Source organism: Ruegeria sp. HKCCSA071 (assembly GCF_017872555.1).
Taxonomy (GTDB): domain Bacteria; phylum Pseudomonadota; class Alphaproteobacteria; order Rhodobacterales; family Rhodobacteraceae; genus Ruegeria.
In genome coordinates, this window is sequence record NZ_JAEDOX010000019.1 from 30,096 (window position 1) to 48,366 (window position 18,271).

Genomic DNA, 18,271 nt, shown 5'->3' on the forward strand with positions numbered 1-18,271 from the left:
TAAATGCCAAAAAATCAAGCAAAAGGAAAACGGCAGTATATGAGCTTTGACATGAGCGTCACCATGCAGACGATTGCAGAACTCCGCGGAGTGACCAAGACCTTCGGGAATGTGGTTGCTGCCAAAGACCTGAATCTTTCCATTAGGAAAGGAGAGTTCCTGTCGTTCTTAGGCCCATCTGGTTGCGGCAAAACCACTGCACTTAGAATGCTGGCGGGTTTCGAGAAACCAACCGAAGGTCAGGTGTTGCTCGATGGCGAAGTCGTCAACGACTTGGATGCGCACCATCGCCCAGTCAACATGGTGTTTCAGCACTACGCTCTTTTTCCTCACCTGAGTGTGTTCGACAACATCGCGTACGGCCTGCGCCAACAACGACCACGCGTAGACAAAAAAACAATAGCGACAAAGGTTGAGCAAGCGCTAGAAACTGTCCGTCTTGGTGGGTTTGGCCCACGTAGAATCTGGGAGATGTCTGGGGGTCAGCAGCAACGTGTCGCTTTGGCGCGTGCGATCGTAAACGAGCCCAAGCTTTTGCTGCTCGATGAACCAATGGCTGCTCTGGATCGAAAGCTTCGAAAAGAAATGCAGTTTGAACTGCAGAACCTGCAGCGACAACTGGGAATAACTTTTGTCCTCGTCACGCACGATCAGGAAGAAGCGCTTTCAATGTCCGATCGAATTTGTGTGATGGAAGGCGGCAGTATTGTGCAGGTAGGCAGCCCACGCGAACTCTATGACATGCCCCGCAGCCGCTATGTGGCAGGATTTGTTGGCACCTCGAATTTCTTTGATGCAACCGTAACTGACGCAGTAACCGACCAAATCACTGTGCGTTTAGCAAGCGGCCAAAAGGTGCACGGAGATCCGGAGACCCCAATCGATGTAGGGCAGGAAGTGTGCGTCAGCATCCGTCCTGAACAGATCACGCTGACCCGCGCGCTACCCACAGCTGAAATTGCTCTGCCAGTTACCATTAAAAATCGGATCTTCCTTGGGGAGCACACAGAATACCTTGCGCGCAACGAAGCACTGGGTGATTTCCACGTGCTTGTGCCAAGGCAAGCGGAATTGAACGAGGGGACGTTCAATGCAGGAGAGCAAGCCTTTGTCTCATGGGGCGAAGGCGCACTGCTGATCCTTGAAAAATAACAAATCCCGCAATCCAACAAAAGAGAGGTTCACGATGACCAATGATAACGGGACTATTTCCAAGCAAAAGTTCATGGAAGAGCTTCGCCGGTACCAAAAGGGTTCGGTCACCCGGCGACATTTTTTGGGCGTGACAGGTCTTGGGATGGCAACGGCCGTTCTGGGCACGGCCATGCCTGGGTTGCGTCCACGCCCGGCATTTGCTGCCGGAGACGTTGGCGACCGAGTGATCCTCGCCACGTGGCCGAACTACCATGACGAGATGAACTTCGAAGCCTTCACGGAAGCCACCGGCGCCCATGTTCAGGTCAATGTTTTTGGCTCGAACGAAGAGATGTTGGCAAAGTTGCAGGCCGGAGGCTCTGGCTGGGACGTGTTCGTTCCAACCAATTACACGATCACTACGTATGTGGGCGAAGATCTGATCATTCCGCTCGATACGTCCAAACTGCCAAACTACGACGCAGGTTCATTCGAACAGCGCTTTTCAGATGCTGGTTCTGTCGGTGGCCAGCTTTACGCAGTGCCGAAAAACTGGGGCACGACCGGCTTTGCAGTGAATACCAGCAAGCTTGATGGCGCTCCGACTCCAACCACATGGAAAGAGTTCTGGGACCTGACTATGGCGGGTTACTCAGGGCGTACAATGGTGCACGATTACCAACTCACCACTATCGGTAATGCACTGAAGTATTTTGGCTATTCCTTCAACTCGGTCGATGAGAAGGAACTGGCGGATGCTGAGAAATTGTTGCTTGATGCTAAGCCGCATCTGTTCGCAATTTCGTCTGACTATCAGCCACCGATGCGCAACGGTGACGCCTGGATGACCATGTGCTGGACGGGTGACGGAAAGCAGATGAACGTCGACATGCCTGAAATCGCCTACGTTCTGGGTGCCGAGGGCGGTGAACTCTGGTCGGATTATTATGCCATTCCGAAGGGCGCGCCCCATTTGGATGCCGCCTATGCCTTGATCGACTTCCTGCTGAATCCGGAAGTTAATGCGAAAGAAGTCCTCGCTCATGGCTATCCATCGGCTGATGCTCGCACCAATGCGTTGCTGCCGAAGGAATTGCTGGAAGATCCGATCCTTTATCCGGCAGCTGACCTTCTGAATGCGCTCGAGTTTGGCGCGGCGGCTACGCTAACCGATCCAAACCGCGCCGAGTTGCTCGCCCGCTTCAAGTCGGCCTAAGCGGCAAGGCCGCCAATATCGGAAAAGACGAGGACAAAATGACCGAACGAGGCAGAAAAGCACTGTTGCTGGCTCCAGCAGGAATATGGCTTTTGGTAATGCTTGCCCTTCCTCTGCTGGTCGTCTTCGTCTTTTCCTTTGGCGAACGGGGTGCCGCCGGAGGCTACGTTCCAGCGTTCACGTTGGAACAATATGCCAACCTTCCTGCGCGATGGACGGCGTTTAAGAACACCTTGATCCTTGCACCTCTGGGGACTATCGCTGCGTTGGTAATTGCCTACCCGCTCGCCTACTTTCTTGCGGTGCGGTGTTCACCAAAGTGGAGAACTTCGCTGTTGATCCTGGTGATCGTGCCGTTCTGGACATCGATCTTGATCCGGTCATACGCATGGATTTTCATCCTTGGGGGGCGAGGCTTGCCCGCTTTACTGGAGTCGATCGGCATCGATGATATCCGCCTGATAAATACGCCGCTCGCTGTGCTTGTCGGGATTGTCTATGGGTATCTACCTCTGATGGTTTTCCCGATTTTTGTAAGCTTGGACAAACTGGATAAACGCCTTCTGGAAGCATCGGCTGATCTCGGCTCTACCCCATGGCGTACGTTCCGTCAGGTGACACTTCCTTTGTCGGTACCTGGTATCGCAACTGGCTGCATGCTGGTCTTCATCTTGCTAATGGGCGAGTTTCTGATCCCAGCGATCTTGGGCGGCGGAAAGGTCTTTTTCGTCGGAAATGCGCTGGTGGACCTGTTCCTGCAGTCTCGGAACTGGGCGTATGGATCGGCGGTCGCAATGACTCTGGTTGTCGTAATGCTTGTCACTGTCTCAATTTACATGAAATTCATCTCGCGCCTGGGTGGCCAGCGCGAAGATGTCTCGCTGATGTGAGGATCCGATGCGCTTATACGCAATTTGCGTCTACCTTTTTCTATATATTCCAATCGGCATCATCGCGCTTTTCAGCTTTAATGCCGGACGACACGCAAGCCAGTTCATGGGGTTCTCGACCCAATGGTATGGCAAAGCGCTGAACAACCCATTTGTAATGGACGCGCTCGAGACCAGTCTGCTTGCGGCATTCATAACTGCTTGCCTCGCATCCACTCTCGGAACCATGGCGGCCATCGCTTTACAAGGGGTTAAGGGATGGCTCCGAACTTTGTTTGATGCGATGATTTATATTGCGATAATGATACCCGGTATCGTCATCGGCATCGCGACACTCATTGCCCTGGTCACCGTATTCGGCTGGCTAAACCCGCTTCTTGCAAGCCTATGGCCCGATGGAGCAAATCCCCCGCAACTTTCCATGGGGATGCCCACGCTTGTCGCCGCCCACACCATGTTCACAATGGCGCTGGTCATAATCATCGTACGTGCAAGGCTATCGGGTATGGACCGCGCGCTCATGGAAGCTTCGGCTGACCTCTTTGCGACGCCCTGGGGCACCTTTCGACAGGTGACCCTGCCGTTGATAGCACCGGCAATTTTGGCAGGCTTCCTGCTCAGCTTCACTTTCTCATTTGATGATTTCATCATCGCGTTCTTCGTAGCTGGCTCAGAAACAACCCTGCCAATCTACATATTCTCATCCATCCGGCGCGGCGTAACACCCGAGATCAATGCCATCGGCACTATGGTTATGGGCGCGTCGCTCTTGTTGCTCGTAGCAGCGCAGCTGCTTTTGCGCCGAGGCGCCTCAAAATCGAATAATTAAATAAAGGAGCCAAGTGACATGCGGCTTGCAGGTAAGGTCGCGCTCGTGACGGGCGCGGGATCAGGAATTGGTCGGGCGGGTTCAATGGCAATGGCACAAGAGGGTGCGCATGTTGTGGTAACCGATCGCGATGCAACACTTGCTGAAGCCACTGTGGCCGCGATCGTAGCGCAGGGAAATCAAGCATCTGCCATACAGCTTGATGTGACCGATGACGATGCCCTTACCAGAACCATAGACGAAGCAGTTAAAAACTTCGGTCGGCTTGACGTGTTGCACTCTCATGCTGGGTTGCAGATCGAAGGAACACTGGAACAGGTGGAACCAGATGGAATGGATGCTTCATGGGCATTGAACGTCCGCGCCCACTTCATTGCCGCGCGTGCAGCCGTCCCCCATATGAAATCACAGGGCGGAGGCAGCGTGATCGTCACGGCCTCAAATTCTGGGGTTCAATACGACCGGGGTATGATTGCCTATGCGACCACAAAGCACGCAGCTGTTGCGATGGTTCGGCAGATGGCAGCCGACTACGCTGTCCATGCAATCCGTTTCAATGCCCTTTGTCCTGGATTTGTAGACACGCCCTTCAATGCAGGCTTCGAAAAGCAGATGGGTGGCCGCGCCAAATTGGAAAGCTACATTGAGCAAGCGATCCCTATGAGCCGGTGGGCGACAGTTGAAGAGATTGGCCATGGGATCGTCTATTTAGCTTCAGATGAATCCGCTTTTATGACGGGGCAAGCCCTGGTTATCGATGGCGGTGAATGCATTTAGTGATGGGTTAGACCGCTCAAGAGAATGTCTATCGCTGCAATTCATTTTGGCGAGCACATTTCAGTTTGCTTTGGGCTCGAAGCCGCCGAATGCTCATGTGGCATTCCTCCGACCTGCGGCTTCCTGAAACCTGACATTCACAAAGGATGGTAGAATCGCCCGTCAGCACGGTGTTGATGTCTGGGCCTGGAGGGAGGGTTGGAGGCTAAACCATGCCTAGAATTCAACTTCCCGCAACCACTCCCAAGCGCCGCGCCTGGAACAAAGGCCGCATCATCGGCCAGAAACGCCCGCTCCTGCCAAAACAGGTTTGGGCAATCCGCGCACGATTGGAACTGGCAGGCAATCTGCGCGACCTGGCGCTCTTCAATGTCGCTATCGACAGCAAGCTGCGTGGCTGTGATCTGGTTCGGCTGAAAGTGATAGACCTTGTGAGTGGCGAGCGTGTTCGGGAGCGCGCGACAATCGTCCAGAGCAAAACTGGTCAGCCGGTTCAGTTCGAACTCACTGAAAACACGCGCGATTCCGTGACGGCTTGGGTGAACGCTCCTGAGATGATCCGTTGTGCATTCATGTTTCCAAGCCGGTTTCACAACCGACCACACATTTCGACGCGCCAATACGGAAGGTTGCTCCGCGACTGGGTGACCGCGATCGGGCTGGAGCCGAGCGGATACGGCACCCATTCTCTGCGTCGAACCAAGGCGTCGGAGATCTATCGCAAGACCGGCAATCTGCGTGCCGTGCAACTCCTGCTTGGCCACACCAAGGTGGACAGTACAGTGCGCTACCTTGGCGTCGAGCTCGAAGATGCGCTGAGCATTGCTGAAAAAATCGATCTCTGATCAAACTTCTGGGATGGCTCTGGCCGTTCGCCATCCGGGACCGCCCATTCCCGAAATCAAAGCGTTCGGCGGCTCCGAGCCCACACCGGGCATTGTATTTTTGCGCTGCACGCGCAAAAAGCGTAGATTTCTCTGCGAACGCTCAATTTTGGGTGTCGCGGCGCGGCGGGGAATACAGCCGTTCGTGCATCCCGCAGCCCAGAGGAGACAATCAAAACCGAGTTTTTTCGCCAACCAAATGCCGGAGGTAACCGCGCTTTACAATTGCAGTTGATGCCGGCGTAGATCGACCTTCATCGCGATTAAGCACACGCCGCCGACTCGTGGTCAGACTAGCGACAGAGCTGACGCAGCGCGAGTTTCCGGCCCAGTTCGTTTCTTATGGAACTTGTTTCACGCCCGCTCGTTAGAAAAAATACTTGATACCAATGTATGGACCGTGCTGGTCGACGTCATAGGCAAATTCACCGGAGCTCAGTGTATCGCTATAGTCAACGCTAAAGTAACGATACCCGAATGTGAGCGCTGTTTTTTCCCATGGTTGATAGTCGAAACCAACATTTGCACCAACCTGGAGGTCATTTCCACCGGCACCAAAACCGCCAAGTTCCAAGGACCCAATCCCAGTCCATTTCTGGTTTAGCCGCCACATCCCGCGTATGCCGACGACTGGTTCTATCCAACCCTGATCTCCGCCCAACGTAGGTGGGTTCCCCGGTCCTGGGGTAGTTACGTCGATTTCCTGACGGATGGAATTGTACCTCAGACCACCTTGGAGATCGATCGCATATCTCTGGCCGCTGCTGCCGTATTCGCCATCCAAAATACGGTAAGCCCCAAGCACACCAAACCATTTTTGACGAACGTCGACGTTAACCCCGGCGCCCAGAGGGCCAGGCAGAGTGGTTTCCAGTTCGATCCCCACATAATTTGCATCCACGATGATCCCAAAATCCCCGTTCCAAGCCTCGTACCGGCCGGCTGCCGCGAAATCGAGCGCATCCAGGACGTCACCAAGGTTCAGATCCAATTCCGCGGATTGTCCAGCCACGGTTGACGTACCTGTGGTTCTTAGGGGTGTGAACAGATAGAATGAGGCTCCATGCCGCCAGCCTGTTTCGTTTTGACCTGGCGCAGGTAGAGACTGAGCACGGGAAAGCCCGGGCATAGATAATACGCCGGTCAGAAATACGAGGGCGCAAATTAATCTGAGTTGGAGCATCGCAGTTCCTTGCATTTTGGCAGTTTGGCGGCACTTAGTAGTTGAACCTAAGACCGATCCCGGCGCCTTGGTCGTAGGCGCGATCAGCACCAATCCCGATCAGCGCATCTGCATAGAGGGCTACTCCGAGGCTCAGGTTCTCTCCGATCTGGAATTCGGCGGTCGCGGACCAGGCGTCATTTTCCCAATCGTATGGTGCTTTGATATCTGCTTTGACCCAATACCCGTCACCAAATGGCTGAAGCGCAATCAGGCGCATCGCAGTCTGGCTGACATCGGTCGAACCATTGTATGAAGCAAAGTGCTGGACCAGAGGGATCAGAGTCAGCCCAGTATTAGTGTTTGCAAAAGCGAACCCACCAAATGGGGCTATCTGATCCGACCCGGTGCCGATGCCTTCGTCGGGGTCACCAAAATCGAGGATCCACTCCAAACCAAGTGCAGACTTCACGCTCCAGGTGTCATTCAAGGGTTTCTGTGAGGGAAAGTAGATCAGCTTGAAGCTGGTCTTTTCGAACCCGTCGAACCTTTCGCCAGTCGCATTCGTTGAATTGTAGTGGAGCTCGTATTTTAGTTTTAGATCGGGGCGTAACATGTATGCACCGTCGACAAAGGCATCCTGACGGTCTGCACCCCCTCCCAAATCAAAATACTGATATCGAATGTCGGTATTGTTAACCGCAGCCAATGGATTTGACGCGTTTTCCTCAGCTTCTGCTGCAGAGCCTACCACGAGCAGTGCATAGATCAGAGGAACAAGACAATGGAAGATGCGTGACATCAGACACCTAAGAGAGGTTGGATGGTCAGGTTAGACGGCGACAGGTTCTCGCCGCCGTCTACCTTCATCATTGCCAGCTGGAGAAGACTTCTCGGGTCAACTCGCTTTCGGGACGAAGATTCTCAATACCTTCATACGGTACACCCTTGCCCAACGGCAGATGCGGGTGCTTTGCAATGGTTTTCTGATGACGCTTTACCATGTCCTGGAAAGACGCCCCGGACCACAGCGAATACCCGACAAGCGGATGTTCTTCACGGGGATCGCGATAGACATTGAAGACAGGGGCCGCAGCACCAGGCTGACCGGGAGCTGGCAGATGCATCTTGAACTCTTGCTTCACGACCGAGCGCAAAACCGGCCCTTCATACACATAGACATAGTCGCGGCGCGAGTTGCCTTCTCCCTCAAGCAATAGAGCCGTCTGGTCGATGCCATCAATGACACGGTCGCGTGGAATGTGGTCTGTCGCGCCTGCGAGCCGGGCAAAGGTGGAAAACAGATCTGAGACATGAACGATGTCACCTGCTGCACTGCCCGCCTCTATCGCGCCGGGCCACCGGATGAACGCGTCAGTTCTCACACCGCCTTCAAGGTGCTGTGTCTTGCCGCCGCGATAGATCAGCTGGTTTAAGCCCGATGTCCCTTCGTAGTGATACATCAAACCATTGTCAGCCATGATCATAACGACGGTATTATCTGCCTTGCCGGTTTCATCCAGTTTGGCCAGAACCTCACCGATCCAGCCGTCCAGAACCTGCAACTTGTCGGCATGGAAGCCACCATTGCGGGAAACGGCTTGATCCGGATAAGCAAAATTCAGCGGATAGAGTGGCCAGTATTGCATAAAGAATGGGTCGTCCTGCGAGGCGAGGCGGTCTAGCTGTTCCAGTGCCTGACTCTGATAGCGCAGGTTCATTTCTTCGTATTTGGCCTGTGTCCATTCTTCGCCCGGCGCCATGTCGACTTCGCGAGCCAAGCCGCCTACTTCCCCTTCAACGCCGGTTACCAGACCGTAGGGCTTGAATCGCCCATCCAGCTGGAATTGGTTGGACTGTCCGGACGGATGGAAGCCAAGCATATTGTTGGCAACCATCGCATCCCGTGTCATCAGGCTGAGTTGTACTTGCTGATGCAAAGGGAATGCGGCCCAGTCAAACCCCTGATTGTGCGGAAAGGCCTGCTCAATATCGCCCTGGTGCCATTTCCCAACATGCGCAGTGTTGTATCCTTCTTCCTTCAGGATCTCGGCAATCGTGACTTCTTCAGCTGCAAGACCTTCGCCAACCAGCGCAACTTTGACCTCTTCAACGCCGGCGCGCACCGGATGACGACCGGTCAACATCGCAGTTCGTGTCGGTGTGCAGGATGGCTCAGTATACATCCTCATCAAGGACATGCCTTCCGCGGCAAAGTCGTTGATGTTGGGCGTATCGAAACCGGTGACGTAGTTCATCGTCCGGTTACCCATTTGACCGAAGCTGACATCGTCGATCAATATGTATAGAAAATTGGGCGGCTGACCGCCATTGGCGTCGCGGATATCGGCAAGTTTCGCCTCGATCTCGATGTCCTGCGCATCCCATTGCGCGCCAAACTGTGCGCGAAGGAACTCAAACTCTCCATCATGGATGATGGGCGCATCTTGGGCAAAACCCGCGCCAGCCATCAGCACCATGGCTGAGGCATGTTTCAGTAGTGATCTCATCGGTATCCCTTCCCCTATGGATTAGATCTTTCCTGCGCGCCGCAGCGATTGGACGATTTCATCCCGAAGACCATCCAGGGTATCGCGGACATCGCAGGCGAATTGGTACGAGTGGCTTCCCGGCTCTGTGTTCACTGGCAGAAACTCGTCACAAAGAAGCTGATAGTCGCGGCAGATCTCATCGAATTCCGTATCCGCGCGCCGTAAATCCGCAATTTCGGATTGGTGATCGGGAAACAGGGTATCAAAGGCGTAACGTTCCAATGGCGATGACTCATTCGATGGATCAGCAGACTTCGCTGAGTTTTCGCCGAATTCACTTCTCACAAAAGGTTTATCGGGGCATAATACGGTGTAATCTAATGCGTAACTTACTGAAAATATGGATTTAAACAAAGACACATCTACTGCATTGAATGAGAGCGGGTCGCCTGCTCCCAAAGATGTGCGGGCGGCACTTCAGCGGCTTGTCAGGTCTTCAACTTTCGCAGGTTCGCAGCGATTGCAGGACTTTCTGGTGTATGTGGTCGAAGAATCGCTTAGCGGTCGAGCTGACGATATTCGTGCCAAGACCATCGCAATGGATGTTTATGGTGGGACCCCTTCAGAGATGTCGCGCCGTGAAAACGTCGTTCGGGTCGATGCCGGCCGCTTGCGTCGCAAGCTTACCGAATTCTATGCCGGAGATGGTCTCGAAGAGGGCACGATATTCGACCTGCCAAAGGGCGGCTACGCTCCTAAGATTCTAGTCAGGTCGCCCGAGACGCTTCAACCTCCTCCGTTTGGGCTGAAAATCAGAGCAAACACTTGGCGTCGCCCGTTCGTTGGAGTTGTCGGCCTCTTCGCACTAGCCTGTATTGTAGTTGCTGTTGTGTTGCTATCGACAAAACTAGCGGATCCAGTCGGCTCGCCGACCGATGACCTGAGTCGTGACGAGCGCAGCGCCATTTTCGATGCATCTCCAATGCGTCTTCAGGCTGTAAATCTGGCCAATACTGGTCGTGATCTAATCTTTCCGGCCTTGGAACCTGCGCGTCTTGACGCGGCCTTAACCATATTCAAGGGGGCAATTGAAAACGACGACAGCTATTTCGGCGGCCATGCAGGCGCTGCGCAGGTCGCTGCGACAATTGCTGTGTTGACATCCGATGCCGACCTAGCCAACGAAATGTTGAACTACGCCGACGCTCAGGCCAACAGGGCCATCGAGTTGGCCCCGGAAACGGGTTGGAGCCAGTCCGCAATGGCTTGGGTCAAGTTTGCTATGGGAAACTGGCCTGAGGCCATAGAATTTGCGCAAAGAGCACAGCGTTTGGCACCACACGACGTACATGTGTTGGAGTTCGTGTCGCTAGTCCTGCTCTATTCCGGTTCATTTGAACAAGTCGTAACAATTAGCGAGGACTCGCTCTCAAAAATCGAGCTAGATCGGGGTTATGTGTTTCAGAATGCGATGGGGTCAGCAAAGTTCCATCTGAAGGACTATGCAGGTGCCGTGTCAGCCTTTGAACGAGCAATGGAAAAAGGCGGCCCTGTAGGGCCTGTATCCGTTGCTTACCTAATGGCGTCACATCAGATGTTGGGGAATAAGGCTGAAGCTCAGGCTCTATCGGAACAACTCTCTCACGAGTGGCCTGACAGTCGCGTGGATGCGCTGTTTAAGAAGCTTTTTGCAAATCCGAAATATGGGGAAGACCTTGGTGAAGCTATGAGGCAAGCCAATTGGAAGCCACCAAGTTAGGAGCGTAATTTCGAATTTCGGCCGGTAGAGTTTCTCTCAATGTCATTGAGGCCGAATGCTCGGCAACTGTACCATGCCCTCTTCATGTGCATTCACGTGTTTCGGACATCGCGCAGCATGCGACACTTCGGGCTCAGACCAGCCCAATGCACCCACAGCGTTTCTCGGATAACAAGCAATCGGACAACGGCCATTCAAACCAACAGTAAAATTCAGGTGTCAGCGCGGTGCTGATGTCTGGGCTTGGCGGGAGGATTGGAGGACCCAATATGCCAAGAGTCCAACTTCCCGCAGTCACCCCGAAACGACGAACCTGGAACAAGGGTCGGATCGTCGGCCGGAAAAGGCCGCTGTTGCCGAAACAAGTGTGGGCAATCCGCGCGCGGCTCGAATTGGCCAGGAATCTGCGTGATCTCACGCTGTTCAACGTGGCGATTGATAGCAAGCTTCGCGGATGCGACTTGGAGAAACTGTCCGTCAGCGATTTGGTCAGAAATGACCGCGTTCGCGAGAGGGGGTCTGTGATCCAGAGCAAAACCCGACGACCCGTTCAGTTCGAACTCTCTGAAAACACGCGGGATACCATTGCCGCATGGATCAAGTCGCCGGAAATGATCGGCTGCCGTTTCATGTTTCCCAGCCGGTTTCATGACCGCCCACATATCTCATCCCGCCAATATGGCCGACTTGTGCGGGATTGGGTTTCTGCGATTGGGTTGGAACCCAGCGGCTACGGCACCCATTCGCTGCGCCGGACCAAGGCGGCGGAGATCTACCGCAAAACCGGAAATCTCAGGGCGGTTCAACTGTTGCTCGGACACACAAAGGTCGACAGCACTGTCAGGTATCTTGGTGTTGAACTTGAAGATGCGCTGAGCATCGCCGAGCAAATCGACATTTGAACCATGTTGGCGGGCGGCACTTGCCGTTCGCCAATCCAGACCAGACCTACGGTCGCACCGCGGCAGTGGTTCGGTTCGAGCCCAATGCAGTCACTGCTCCTTCGTTTCGCGGTTGTTTGCCCTGAAGGAGCGACACATAATATCTTTTAAGACGATTGGAGATTTTTATGGCTGTTTTTACAAAGACCGCAGGTTTTTTTGTGATCGCTATGGGCATGTTCCCCGTTGCCTTGGAGGCTCAGGACAGCCCACGACTGATCCTTCAAATCACTGTGGACCAGTTGAGAGGCGACCTCCCGAGAAGGCACTTGGACCAGTTTGGCGCAGGCGGGTTCAGATATCTTCTTGAAGAGGGGATTCACTACGATAACGCGCACCACACCCACGCGAACACCGAAACAATCGTCGGCCACACGACGCTGGCGACGGGCGCGAACCCCGCGGCGCATGGGATGGTCGGCAATCTCTGGTACGACCGGTCGCAAGGGCGGACCGTCTATAACATTGAGGACCCCGATTACTCGATCCTCACGAGCGGTGCGGACGTTGACGACTCCACCGAAATCGACCCGACCCAGCGGGCTGCGACTAGTGACGGTCGATCGCCCCGCACAATCCTCACATCGACCTTTGGAGACGAATTGGCTCTCGCCACTGCAGGACGCGCGAAAGTGTTCGGTGTCTCTATCAAGGATCGCGGGGCGGTCGCGATGGCTGGCCATGTAGGCAAGGCGTTCTGGTTCTCGAAGTCCGCCGGACAGTTCGTGACGAGCAGCTACTACTACGATGCCTATCCGACTTGGGTCGAGGATTGGAACGCCAAGGGGCTGCCGCAAAGCTTCAGCGGGCAGTCATGGGAATTGCTCAACCCCATCGACACCTACCTGTTCAGCGATCGGGACGACCAACCCTGGGAGCCGGATTTTGCAGGCTTCGGGCGCACCTTCCCGCACCCGCTTGGAACGGTTGACGATAAGTATTTCACAACGCTCCTCACGCTCAGCCCGTTCGGGGACCGAATGACGGCCGATTTTGCCAAAACCGTCATCGATGCCGAAGACCTTGGCGACGACGACGTGACCGATTTCCTTGCGGTCAGCTTCTCGGTCACGGATTACGTCGGACATTTCTTCGGCCCGTCGAGCCTCGAGGCCGAGGACAACCTGCTACAACTCGATCGTACGCTTGCCGACCTGTTCGCCTATGTCGATGCCGAGATCGGTCTGGAGAACACTCTGATCGTGCTTTCGTCGGATCATGGCGCGCCCGAAGCGCCCGGGTACCTCGAGTCGATCGGAATGCCCGGGGGCTACGTGACACCCGACGAATGGGACACCGCCCCGGCTGTGGCTCGGATCAAGGAGCGCTTTGGCCTGAGCGGTCCATTGTTCGAGGGCTACGACCACCCCTATCTGACCCTGTCCGAGGCTATTCGCCAAGATCCTGGCATCGACAGAGTTGCGCTTGAAACTGCGATTGCCGATGAGTTGGTCGCCTTTGAGGGGGTGGCCTATGCTGTGCCCAGTTCGCGCCTACGCGAAGGCTCGCTCCCGGACAATGCACTGATGCGCGCGGTCTTGAATAACTATCATCCGGATCGCTCCGGGGATATCTACCTCGTGTTCAAGCCGGAATGGTTCATCAACGACATGGATGGATTGTCGGTGACAGTCACCCACGGATCGCCTTGGCGCTACGACACGTTCGTACCGATCCTGTTTGCTGGCTATGGGCTGGATCCACAACGAGTATCGCGGCGTGTTCACACCGTTGATGTAGCTATGACTCTGGCTTCCGTGGCAGAAACTCGGCCTCCGTCCGGTGCGGCGGGAGAAGTCTTACTGGAGGTCTTGGGGCAGTAGTTCCTAGGCGGGACCGAGTGACATCAGCGTTAAGTCCGTGGGGCTTCCAGGCGACCGCTAAGTCCGCTCACTGCTAGCCCAAGCCCGACCAGGCGAACGGCCTCAATCTCTGAGGTCAGCCATTCAAGCTGGGCGCGGCAAACTTGCGGAATGAGCCCGAAGTGCATGATGCTGCGTTCGGCTCGGGTGGCAGCGACCCGTAGCTTTCTGACTTTGCGAGGCGAAGGCGGTTGGGCATTACGGATCGGCGCGACCGGCCCGATAGCGGCCATTCGACGGTCTAGAGCGGACGGGGATTAGCGCTCAAGGTCGGCCCCGAACTAGTCAGAACCTGCCGGGATACATACTCATCATACTTTGGACATCGGCATCGCTGGAGAAGGCGTCCGGGTTGCGGGAAAGAACCTCCCAGATGAATTCCCGCCGGGCCCGGGCGTCATCGGGCTGCGTTTCCTCAGGGCGGGGGCGCGGGGCGAAGTGGAATACACGCTGGATGAAGCCAAGAGCCTTTTGAAGCGGCGGGACTGTGCGGGCGCTGGTCATGAATGCGTTCATCTCTCGGGCCTTTCCTGCTGCTGTGAAGGTGCTCCCACTGTAGCGGCTGCACGATTTTCCCGGTATCGGCTGCGGCGATGTGCTATTCTACAAAAATGAAGAGCGTACTCCGGAGCTGGTCAGAAATCAGGGTCTTTCTTGCCGTCGTGCGCGCGGGGTCCACCTTGGCTGCCTCGCGCCAGCTCGGCATGGCCCAGCCAACCGTTGCGCGCCGCATTGAGGCGCTTGAGCATGAGCTAGGCGTAACCCTGTTCGAGCGGGACACGCGCGGCTTCCGGCCGACCGAAACAGCACGAGCGATCCTGCGGAACGCGGAAGAAATCGAAGCGGCGGCAACCTGCCTGGCCCAGACGGTTGAAACGCTGCGCAGCACCAGGCCGATCCGGATCACGGCCTATTCCGGCAACTTCTCGCCCCGGATCGCAACGATCTTCAACGAGTTCTCTTTGCTCCGCCCCGATGTCAGCTTCGAATTCCTGCCCAGCGTCGAAGTCCTGGATTTATCGGCTGGCGAAGCGGACATAGCACTGCGCGTGACAAGAAGCCCTCCCCATCCGGACCTCATCTGCCGCAAGATAAGCACCGCGCGTTACGCGCTTTTCGGATCCCATTCATACGCCGAAAAACACGGGTTGCCGACCTCGGTAGAAGACTTGTTCAACCATACGTTTGTCAGCTTCCTACGTGAAGGTGTGCCGTCAGCCTTTCACGATTGGCTGATCCGCTATGCGGAACCTGATCAGATCAGGCAAACCTATTCCGAGCTGGACCTGATGCATGCCGCCATCCGGTCGGGTCATGGCCTTGGCATCATAAACGTGAAACTTGCCGAAAGCGATGACACGCTCATTCAATGCTTTGCGCCGCTCGAGGAGATGAACTCGGAGCATTTGATGCTGATTGCGCCAGAGGCTTATAGTCGCCCCGAAGTAAAGGCCTTCGCGAAATTCTTCGCGCCCCGCTATGCTGCCATTTTCAGGTAGAAGCTTCCCGTGAAACCGGAATAGTGAATTGGGGCGGTTAATCACACCGATTGCGTTTTCACCCGCAAACCGACTGTCTTCGAATTGCGCTTCGAACGACCGCTCTCCGGCTAGCCTGCATACGCTCCCTCAAACGAAAATTCCCGTTGGTCACGTCCGCTTCCGGCTAACTGCGGTTATAAACTCAACCGAGGCAGACGACCGCTCGGTCCGCGTCTTTCGAGTCCGAGACCCATACAGCGAAGGTGCGGTTAAGACGATGCCCCTGAAACCGCTTGGGAATGACCGCTTCGGCGACCTATGCTGTTGCGCGGCAGGATCGCCGCTGCGAATGCGAACGGATGCTGCCTCAGCAATAGCCGCGTGAGCGAAGGGCGGGTCTGTCCGCTCCCTACCAGTTCGGGCAGCACGCAGCGAATGGTCGGTATGGATTTGGCGCATCTTCGCAGGTTTCAATGACCGCTTCGGCGAAAAGGGCTGCAGCGCAGCGAAAGGCGTGCTGCAATCGCGAGGGATTTTTGCACGAGCACACGCCGCACCTGCACGAGTCCGGAAAGTCCGCGAATCTGTGAATTCGCTTCCGGATAAATGCTGCGCCCGGTGGCCAACGACCGGTTTTCGAGCCGCACCGCAGCGCGAGAAATTATGTCGGTGCAGAAGAATTCGTGCCGCGTGCGCACGCAGCGAGAAAATCGAATTCACGGGGTTGGCTCAGAGCAGCCGTTTGCCGGGTTCTGTCTGAGTGACCGCTACGCGGGACATTGCGGACGGCCACTCTTGGTTGCCGCTTCGGAACACAATTTACAGTTATCTGGTTCTTAGCAGATTTGGTTGCGAAAGAAGAAATTGCAGATCAGTAAAGTCTCAGCGTCTTGTAGGCCTGCCCGGCAGTTACAGATGGCGTGAGATATTTGAAGCGCTCTATTGCTAGAGCTCCGTCGGTATTTGCTCGAAACCTCTCGGTTGCACGCAACTCTACCAACTGAACCGTATTTGTAGAGCCATCAAACCGAGCACAGACTCGTGTTTCGATCCAAATTCTAAATTCTTCACCAACGTATTTCGGAACGCGTCGGTCGACTATGACGGCATTCGAAAGCGTGCAAAAATCAGCACCGCCCGTTAGCTTCGCATTTGGCAAAGAGTCTGATGAAAGGAACTCCAAGAGCTTTTGTCCGGGAGAATTCGCATTGGCTTTCCGCAGGTCAGAGGTGTACTTCTTGACCGTGGCTTTGACAGCCTTTTCCTTCGCGGTATCAGAACTTGCATTGGATCGATACCTTTTTTCCAGCAGTAAAATGACGAAATCATGCGTTGGGCTGAAACGCTGTGCGCAGGCTTGAACGGCACTAAACGCTCGTGCCAAAGCGCGTGAATTTTTACATCCCTTTGGGTTCTTAAACGAAGAGGTTGCGCTTATCGCTGATCCTGCGGTCGCTATGTTTGCGGCTGCTGCGCTCGCAAAAACAAAAAGTCCTAAGAACAGCGCGGATAGCATTAAACACGAAAATCTGTATCGGCTGATATTCAAAAGTCCTGCTCCCTTTGGCTATCCCTGAACCTTCAATCGTTGAAACCATCGTGCACAATCTAACAAAGCTTGGTTTTTGCTACATTGACACAGGACAATGCTCGATACTTCTTTGCGACTCCTGCTAACAAAACCGTCAGCGAGATCGAATGCCGCCTTTGGGCTCGCAGCGGTCGTTCCGCAGTCTGCACAAATTAGATTCCAAGGTGTTTTTTGACTGAGATCAATGCCGCTGAGACGTCATCCGCTACTTTTGCACGATAGTAGTGGAGGAGGAGCGCCATGCACCAATCGGTATTCGCACTTATCCGAGAAAATAAACCGTCCAAATCTTCCGGCGTTCAAGGTGGTCACGGGTTTATCAATTTGACCAAAGTTGTGCTCGGAGCACTTTTGATTTTCGTTTTGTCGACATTGGTCCCTACGCCTGCACCGGCAAAGTCACTAGAGCAACAACTGGCGGAAATTGAAGAAGCTTTGCCAGGAAATTCGTACACAAAGTTTTCACCCGCACTAGCCGTCCAGTCTTGGGAGATGGCGGCGACCATCGCACACATTCAGAAACCCGCCTCCTGCGAAACCGCTAAGCTTATCGATACCAAGGTAGTGGCTGTGCAGCAGAAAGTCGTCTTCACATCAGCGAGAAAGCTAAAGCAAGGTCACTGGTCTGAGGTTTGGACCTTTGACAAGTGCGGAAAAAAATTCGGGTAAGAGCTGAATTCAAAGCCGATGGAAGAGGTACAGCTGATGGAGACTTTTCCCTTGCTAAGTAGTTCGCTGGGAATGAATTTTTGCCTTTGCGTCAGGCTTAGAGTTACCACTTGGCAGACTAAGGCGAAGATCAGTGATGCGGACAAAGCGTCAATCCAACAAGCAGATTAATGCCTCGGCTGTTAGACAAGCGAAGGGGATATCAAAATGATAATACTAGCTTTGAGGTGCTTTGCCGTTTTTGTTTCTTTAGTGCTGCTAGCAGGCTGGATCACTTCGGAGAGTTTGGCCGATCCTGCCACGCCCAAAAGCGAAAGGGTGGCCAAGTATGGAAGCTGGTCAGTCGTAAAAAAGCCATCAACTTACGTCATCGTAAACGATGCGGGTGAGCCAGTGAAAAAAGGTCGCCACTTCATTTGCAGTGCGGTCCTGTTTGCCAGCAATGTCTCGTTAGGGTCAGGACCCATTGATTTCCGCATTGCGGCGTGATTCACGGTTCGAAAAACGAGCGGTGACCATGTCTGATCTTTTCTGGCTGACGGATGCGCAGATGGCGCGTCTTGAGCCCTTCTTCCCCAAGTCTC

18 protein-coding genes are annotated in these 18,271 nt (G+C 54.6%); 12 read left to right on the plus strand and 6 right to left on the minus strand.

The features are described 5' to 3' along the window. Positions 1–51 precede the first annotated feature (51 nt). The 6 genes from I9188_RS19375 to I9188_RS19400 all read left to right on the plus strand — a co-directional run bounded on the left by I9188_RS19375 (position 52) and on the right by I9188_RS19400 (position 5,691). Positions 52–1,152, plus strand: coding sequence for an ABC transporter ATP-binding protein (locus I9188_RS19375; protein WP_245220561.1), 1,101 nt, complete (start codon positions 52–54; stop codon positions 1,150–1,152). 34 nt (positions 1,153–1,186) lie between these two features. Then, on the plus strand, positions 1,187–2,350 hold the full coding sequence (locus tag I9188_RS19380) for a spermidine/putrescine ABC transporter substrate-binding protein (RefSeq protein ID WP_209506289.1): 1,164 nt from the start codon (positions 1,187–1,189) through the stop codon (positions 2,348–2,350). 38 nt (positions 2,351–2,388) lie between these two features. Further along, on the plus strand, positions 2,389–3,240 hold the full coding sequence (locus I9188_RS19385) for an ABC transporter permease (RefSeq protein WP_209506287.1): 852 nt from the start codon (positions 2,389–2,391) through the stop codon (positions 3,238–3,240). Positions 3,241–3,247: 7 nt separating this feature from the next. Then, a complete protein-coding gene (locus I9188_RS19390) occupies positions 3,248–4,069 on the plus strand; it encodes an ABC transporter permease (protein ID WP_010442232.1) in 822 nt (273 codons plus the stop codon). Positions 4,070–4,087: 18 nt separating this feature from the next. Next, positions 4,088–4,846 (plus strand): SDR family NAD(P)-dependent oxidoreductase, encoded by a 759-nt coding sequence (locus tag I9188_RS19395; protein ID WP_209506285.1) that lies wholly within the window; start codon positions 4,088–4,090, stop codon positions 4,844–4,846. A 212-nt stretch (positions 4,847–5,058) separates the two neighbouring features. Continuing rightward, positions 5,059–5,691, plus strand: coding sequence for a tyrosine-type recombinase/integrase (locus I9188_RS19400; RefSeq protein ID WP_209506283.1), 633 nt, complete (start codon positions 5,059–5,061; stop codon positions 5,689–5,691). Between the two features lie 406 nt (positions 5,692–6,097). On the opposite strand, the gene I9188_RS19405 is transcribed toward I9188_RS19400, so the two are convergent. The 4 genes from I9188_RS19405 to I9188_RS19420 all read right to left on the minus strand — a co-directional run bounded on the left by I9188_RS19405 (position 6,098) and on the right by I9188_RS19420 (position 9,666). After that, positions 6,098–6,721, minus strand: coding sequence for a hypothetical protein (locus I9188_RS19405; RefSeq protein WP_209599722.1), 624 nt, complete (start codon positions 6,719–6,721; stop codon positions 6,098–6,100). Between the two features lie 226 nt (positions 6,722–6,947). Continuing rightward, on the minus strand, positions 6,948–7,694 hold the full coding sequence (locus tag I9188_RS19410) for a hypothetical protein (protein WP_209506279.1): 747 nt from the start codon (positions 7,692–7,694) through the stop codon (positions 6,948–6,950). Positions 7,695–7,761: 67 nt separating this feature from the next. Beyond that, positions 7,762–9,402 carry a sulfatase-like hydrolase/transferase gene (locus I9188_RS19415; protein ID WP_209506277.1) on the minus strand — a complete coding sequence of 547 codons (1,641 nt, stop codon included), beginning with the start codon at positions 9,400–9,402 and terminating at the stop codon, positions 7,762–7,764. A 21-nt stretch (positions 9,403–9,423) separates the two neighbouring features. Next, entirely contained in the window at positions 9,424–9,666 is a 243-nt protein-coding gene (locus I9188_RS19420) for a hypothetical protein (protein WP_209506275.1), read from the minus strand. A gap of 118 nt (positions 9,667–9,784) precedes the next feature. On the opposite strand from I9188_RS19420, the gene I9188_RS19425 reads away from it, so the two are divergent. From I9188_RS19425 to I9188_RS19435, 3 genes are all read left to right on the plus strand, one after another. Next, the gene (locus tag I9188_RS19425) at positions 9,785–11,143 is read left to right on the plus strand and encodes an adenylate cyclase (RefSeq protein ID WP_209599723.1); all 1,359 of its coding nucleotides are present in this window, start codon (positions 9,785–9,787) and stop codon (positions 11,141–11,143) included. A gap of 269 nt (positions 11,144–11,412) precedes the next feature. Then, positions 11,413–12,045, plus strand: a complete 633-nt coding sequence (locus tag I9188_RS19430; RefSeq protein WP_209506271.1) for a tyrosine-type recombinase/integrase — start codon at positions 11,413–11,415, stop codon at positions 12,043–12,045. 167 nt (positions 12,046–12,212) lie between these two features. Next, positions 12,213–13,907, plus strand: coding sequence for an alkaline phosphatase family protein (locus tag I9188_RS19435; protein ID WP_209506268.1), 1,695 nt, complete (start codon positions 12,213–12,215; stop codon positions 13,905–13,907). A gap of 324 nt (positions 13,908–14,231) precedes the next feature. Here the strand turns inward: I9188_RS19435 and I9188_RS19440 are convergent, their stop codons facing one another. Beyond that, on the minus strand, positions 14,232–14,462 hold the full coding sequence (locus I9188_RS19440) for a hypothetical protein (protein ID WP_209506266.1): 231 nt from the start codon (positions 14,460–14,462) through the stop codon (positions 14,232–14,234). 95 nt (positions 14,463–14,557) lie between these two features. Between I9188_RS19440 and I9188_RS19445 the strand changes: the two genes are divergently transcribed. Beyond that, the gene (locus I9188_RS19445; protein ID WP_170442075.1) at positions 14,558–15,445 is read left to right on the plus strand and encodes a LysR family transcriptional regulator; all 888 of its coding nucleotides are present in this window, start codon (positions 14,558–14,560) and stop codon (positions 15,443–15,445) included. Positions 15,446–16,298: 853 nt separating this feature from the next. Here the strand turns inward: I9188_RS19445 and I9188_RS19450 are convergent. After that, complete coding sequence (locus I9188_RS19450; RefSeq protein WP_209506264.1) at positions 16,299–16,943, minus strand: hypothetical protein; 645 nt, start codon at positions 16,941–16,943, stop codon at positions 16,299–16,301. A 315-nt stretch (positions 16,944–17,258) separates the two neighbouring features. Here I9188_RS19450 and I9188_RS19455 point away from each other — a divergent pair, with 315 nt between their 5' ends. Both I9188_RS19455 and I9188_RS19460 read left to right on the plus strand, forming a co-directional pair. Beyond that, positions 17,259–17,687: a hypothetical protein gene (locus tag I9188_RS19455; RefSeq protein WP_209506262.1), complete on the plus strand. Its 429-nt coding sequence runs from the start codon at positions 17,259–17,261 to the stop codon at positions 17,685–17,687. A 207-nt stretch (positions 17,688–17,894) separates the two neighbouring features. Further along, complete coding sequence (locus I9188_RS19460; protein ID WP_209599724.1) at positions 17,895–18,176, plus strand: hypothetical protein; 282 nt, start codon at positions 17,895–17,897, stop codon at positions 18,174–18,176. Positions 18,177–18,271: the final 95 nt, after the last annotated feature.

What these genes read in the sequence shown, in the direction of transcription:
- I9188_RS19375 (WP_245220561.1), top strand. Translation starts at nt 52, where the DNA reads ATGAGCGTCACCATGCAGACGATTGCAGAACTCCGCGGAGTGACCAAG.
- I9188_RS19380 (WP_209506289.1), top strand. Translation starts at nt 1,187, where the DNA reads ATGACCAATGATAACGGGACTATTTCCAAGCAAAAGTTCATGGAAGAG.
- I9188_RS19385 (WP_209506287.1), top strand. Translation starts at nt 2,389, where the DNA reads ATGACCGAACGAGGCAGAAAAGCACTGTTGCTGGCTCCAGCAGGAATA.
- I9188_RS19390 (WP_010442232.1), top strand. Translation starts at nt 3,248, where the DNA reads ATGCGCTTATACGCAATTTGCGTCTACCTTTTTCTATATATTCCAATC.
- I9188_RS19395 (WP_209506285.1), top strand. Translation starts at nt 4,088, where the DNA reads ATGCGGCTTGCAGGTAAGGTCGCGCTCGTGACGGGCGCGGGATCAGGA.
- I9188_RS19400 (WP_209506283.1), top strand. Translation starts at nt 5,059, where the DNA reads ATGCCTAGAATTCAACTTCCCGCAACCACTCCCAAGCGCCGCGCCTGG.
- I9188_RS19410 (WP_209506279.1), bottom strand. Translation starts at nt 7,694, where the DNA reads ATGTCACGCATCTTCCATTGTCTTGTTCCTCTGATCTATGCACTGCTC.
- I9188_RS19415 (WP_209506277.1), bottom strand. Translation starts at nt 9,402, where the DNA reads ATGAGATCACTACTGAAACATGCCTCAGCCATGGTGCTGATGGCTGGC.
- I9188_RS19425 (WP_209599723.1), top strand. Translation starts at nt 9,785, where the DNA reads ATGGATTTAAACAAAGACACATCTACTGCATTGAATGAGAGCGGGTCG.
- I9188_RS19430 (WP_209506271.1), top strand. Translation starts at nt 11,413, where the DNA reads ATGCCAAGAGTCCAACTTCCCGCAGTCACCCCGAAACGACGAACCTGG.
- I9188_RS19435 (WP_209506268.1), top strand. Translation starts at nt 12,213, where the DNA reads ATGGCTGTTTTTACAAAGACCGCAGGTTTTTTTGTGATCGCTATGGGC.
- I9188_RS19440 (WP_209506266.1), bottom strand. Translation starts at nt 14,462, where the DNA reads ATGAACGCATTCATGACCAGCGCCCGCACAGTCCCGCCGCTTCAAAAG.
- I9188_RS19445 (WP_170442075.1), top strand. Translation starts at nt 14,558, where the DNA reads ATGAAGAGCGTACTCCGGAGCTGGTCAGAAATCAGGGTCTTTCTTGCC.
- I9188_RS19450 (WP_209506264.1), bottom strand. Translation starts at nt 16,943, where the DNA reads ATGCTATCCGCGCTGTTCTTAGGACTTTTTGTTTTTGCGAGCGCAGCA.
- I9188_RS19455 (WP_209506262.1), top strand. Translation starts at nt 17,259, where the DNA reads ATGCACCAATCGGTATTCGCACTTATCCGAGAAAATAAACCGTCCAAA.
- I9188_RS19460 (WP_209599724.1), top strand. Translation starts at nt 17,895, where the DNA reads ATGATAATACTAGCTTTGAGGTGCTTTGCCGTTTTTGTTTCTTTAGTG.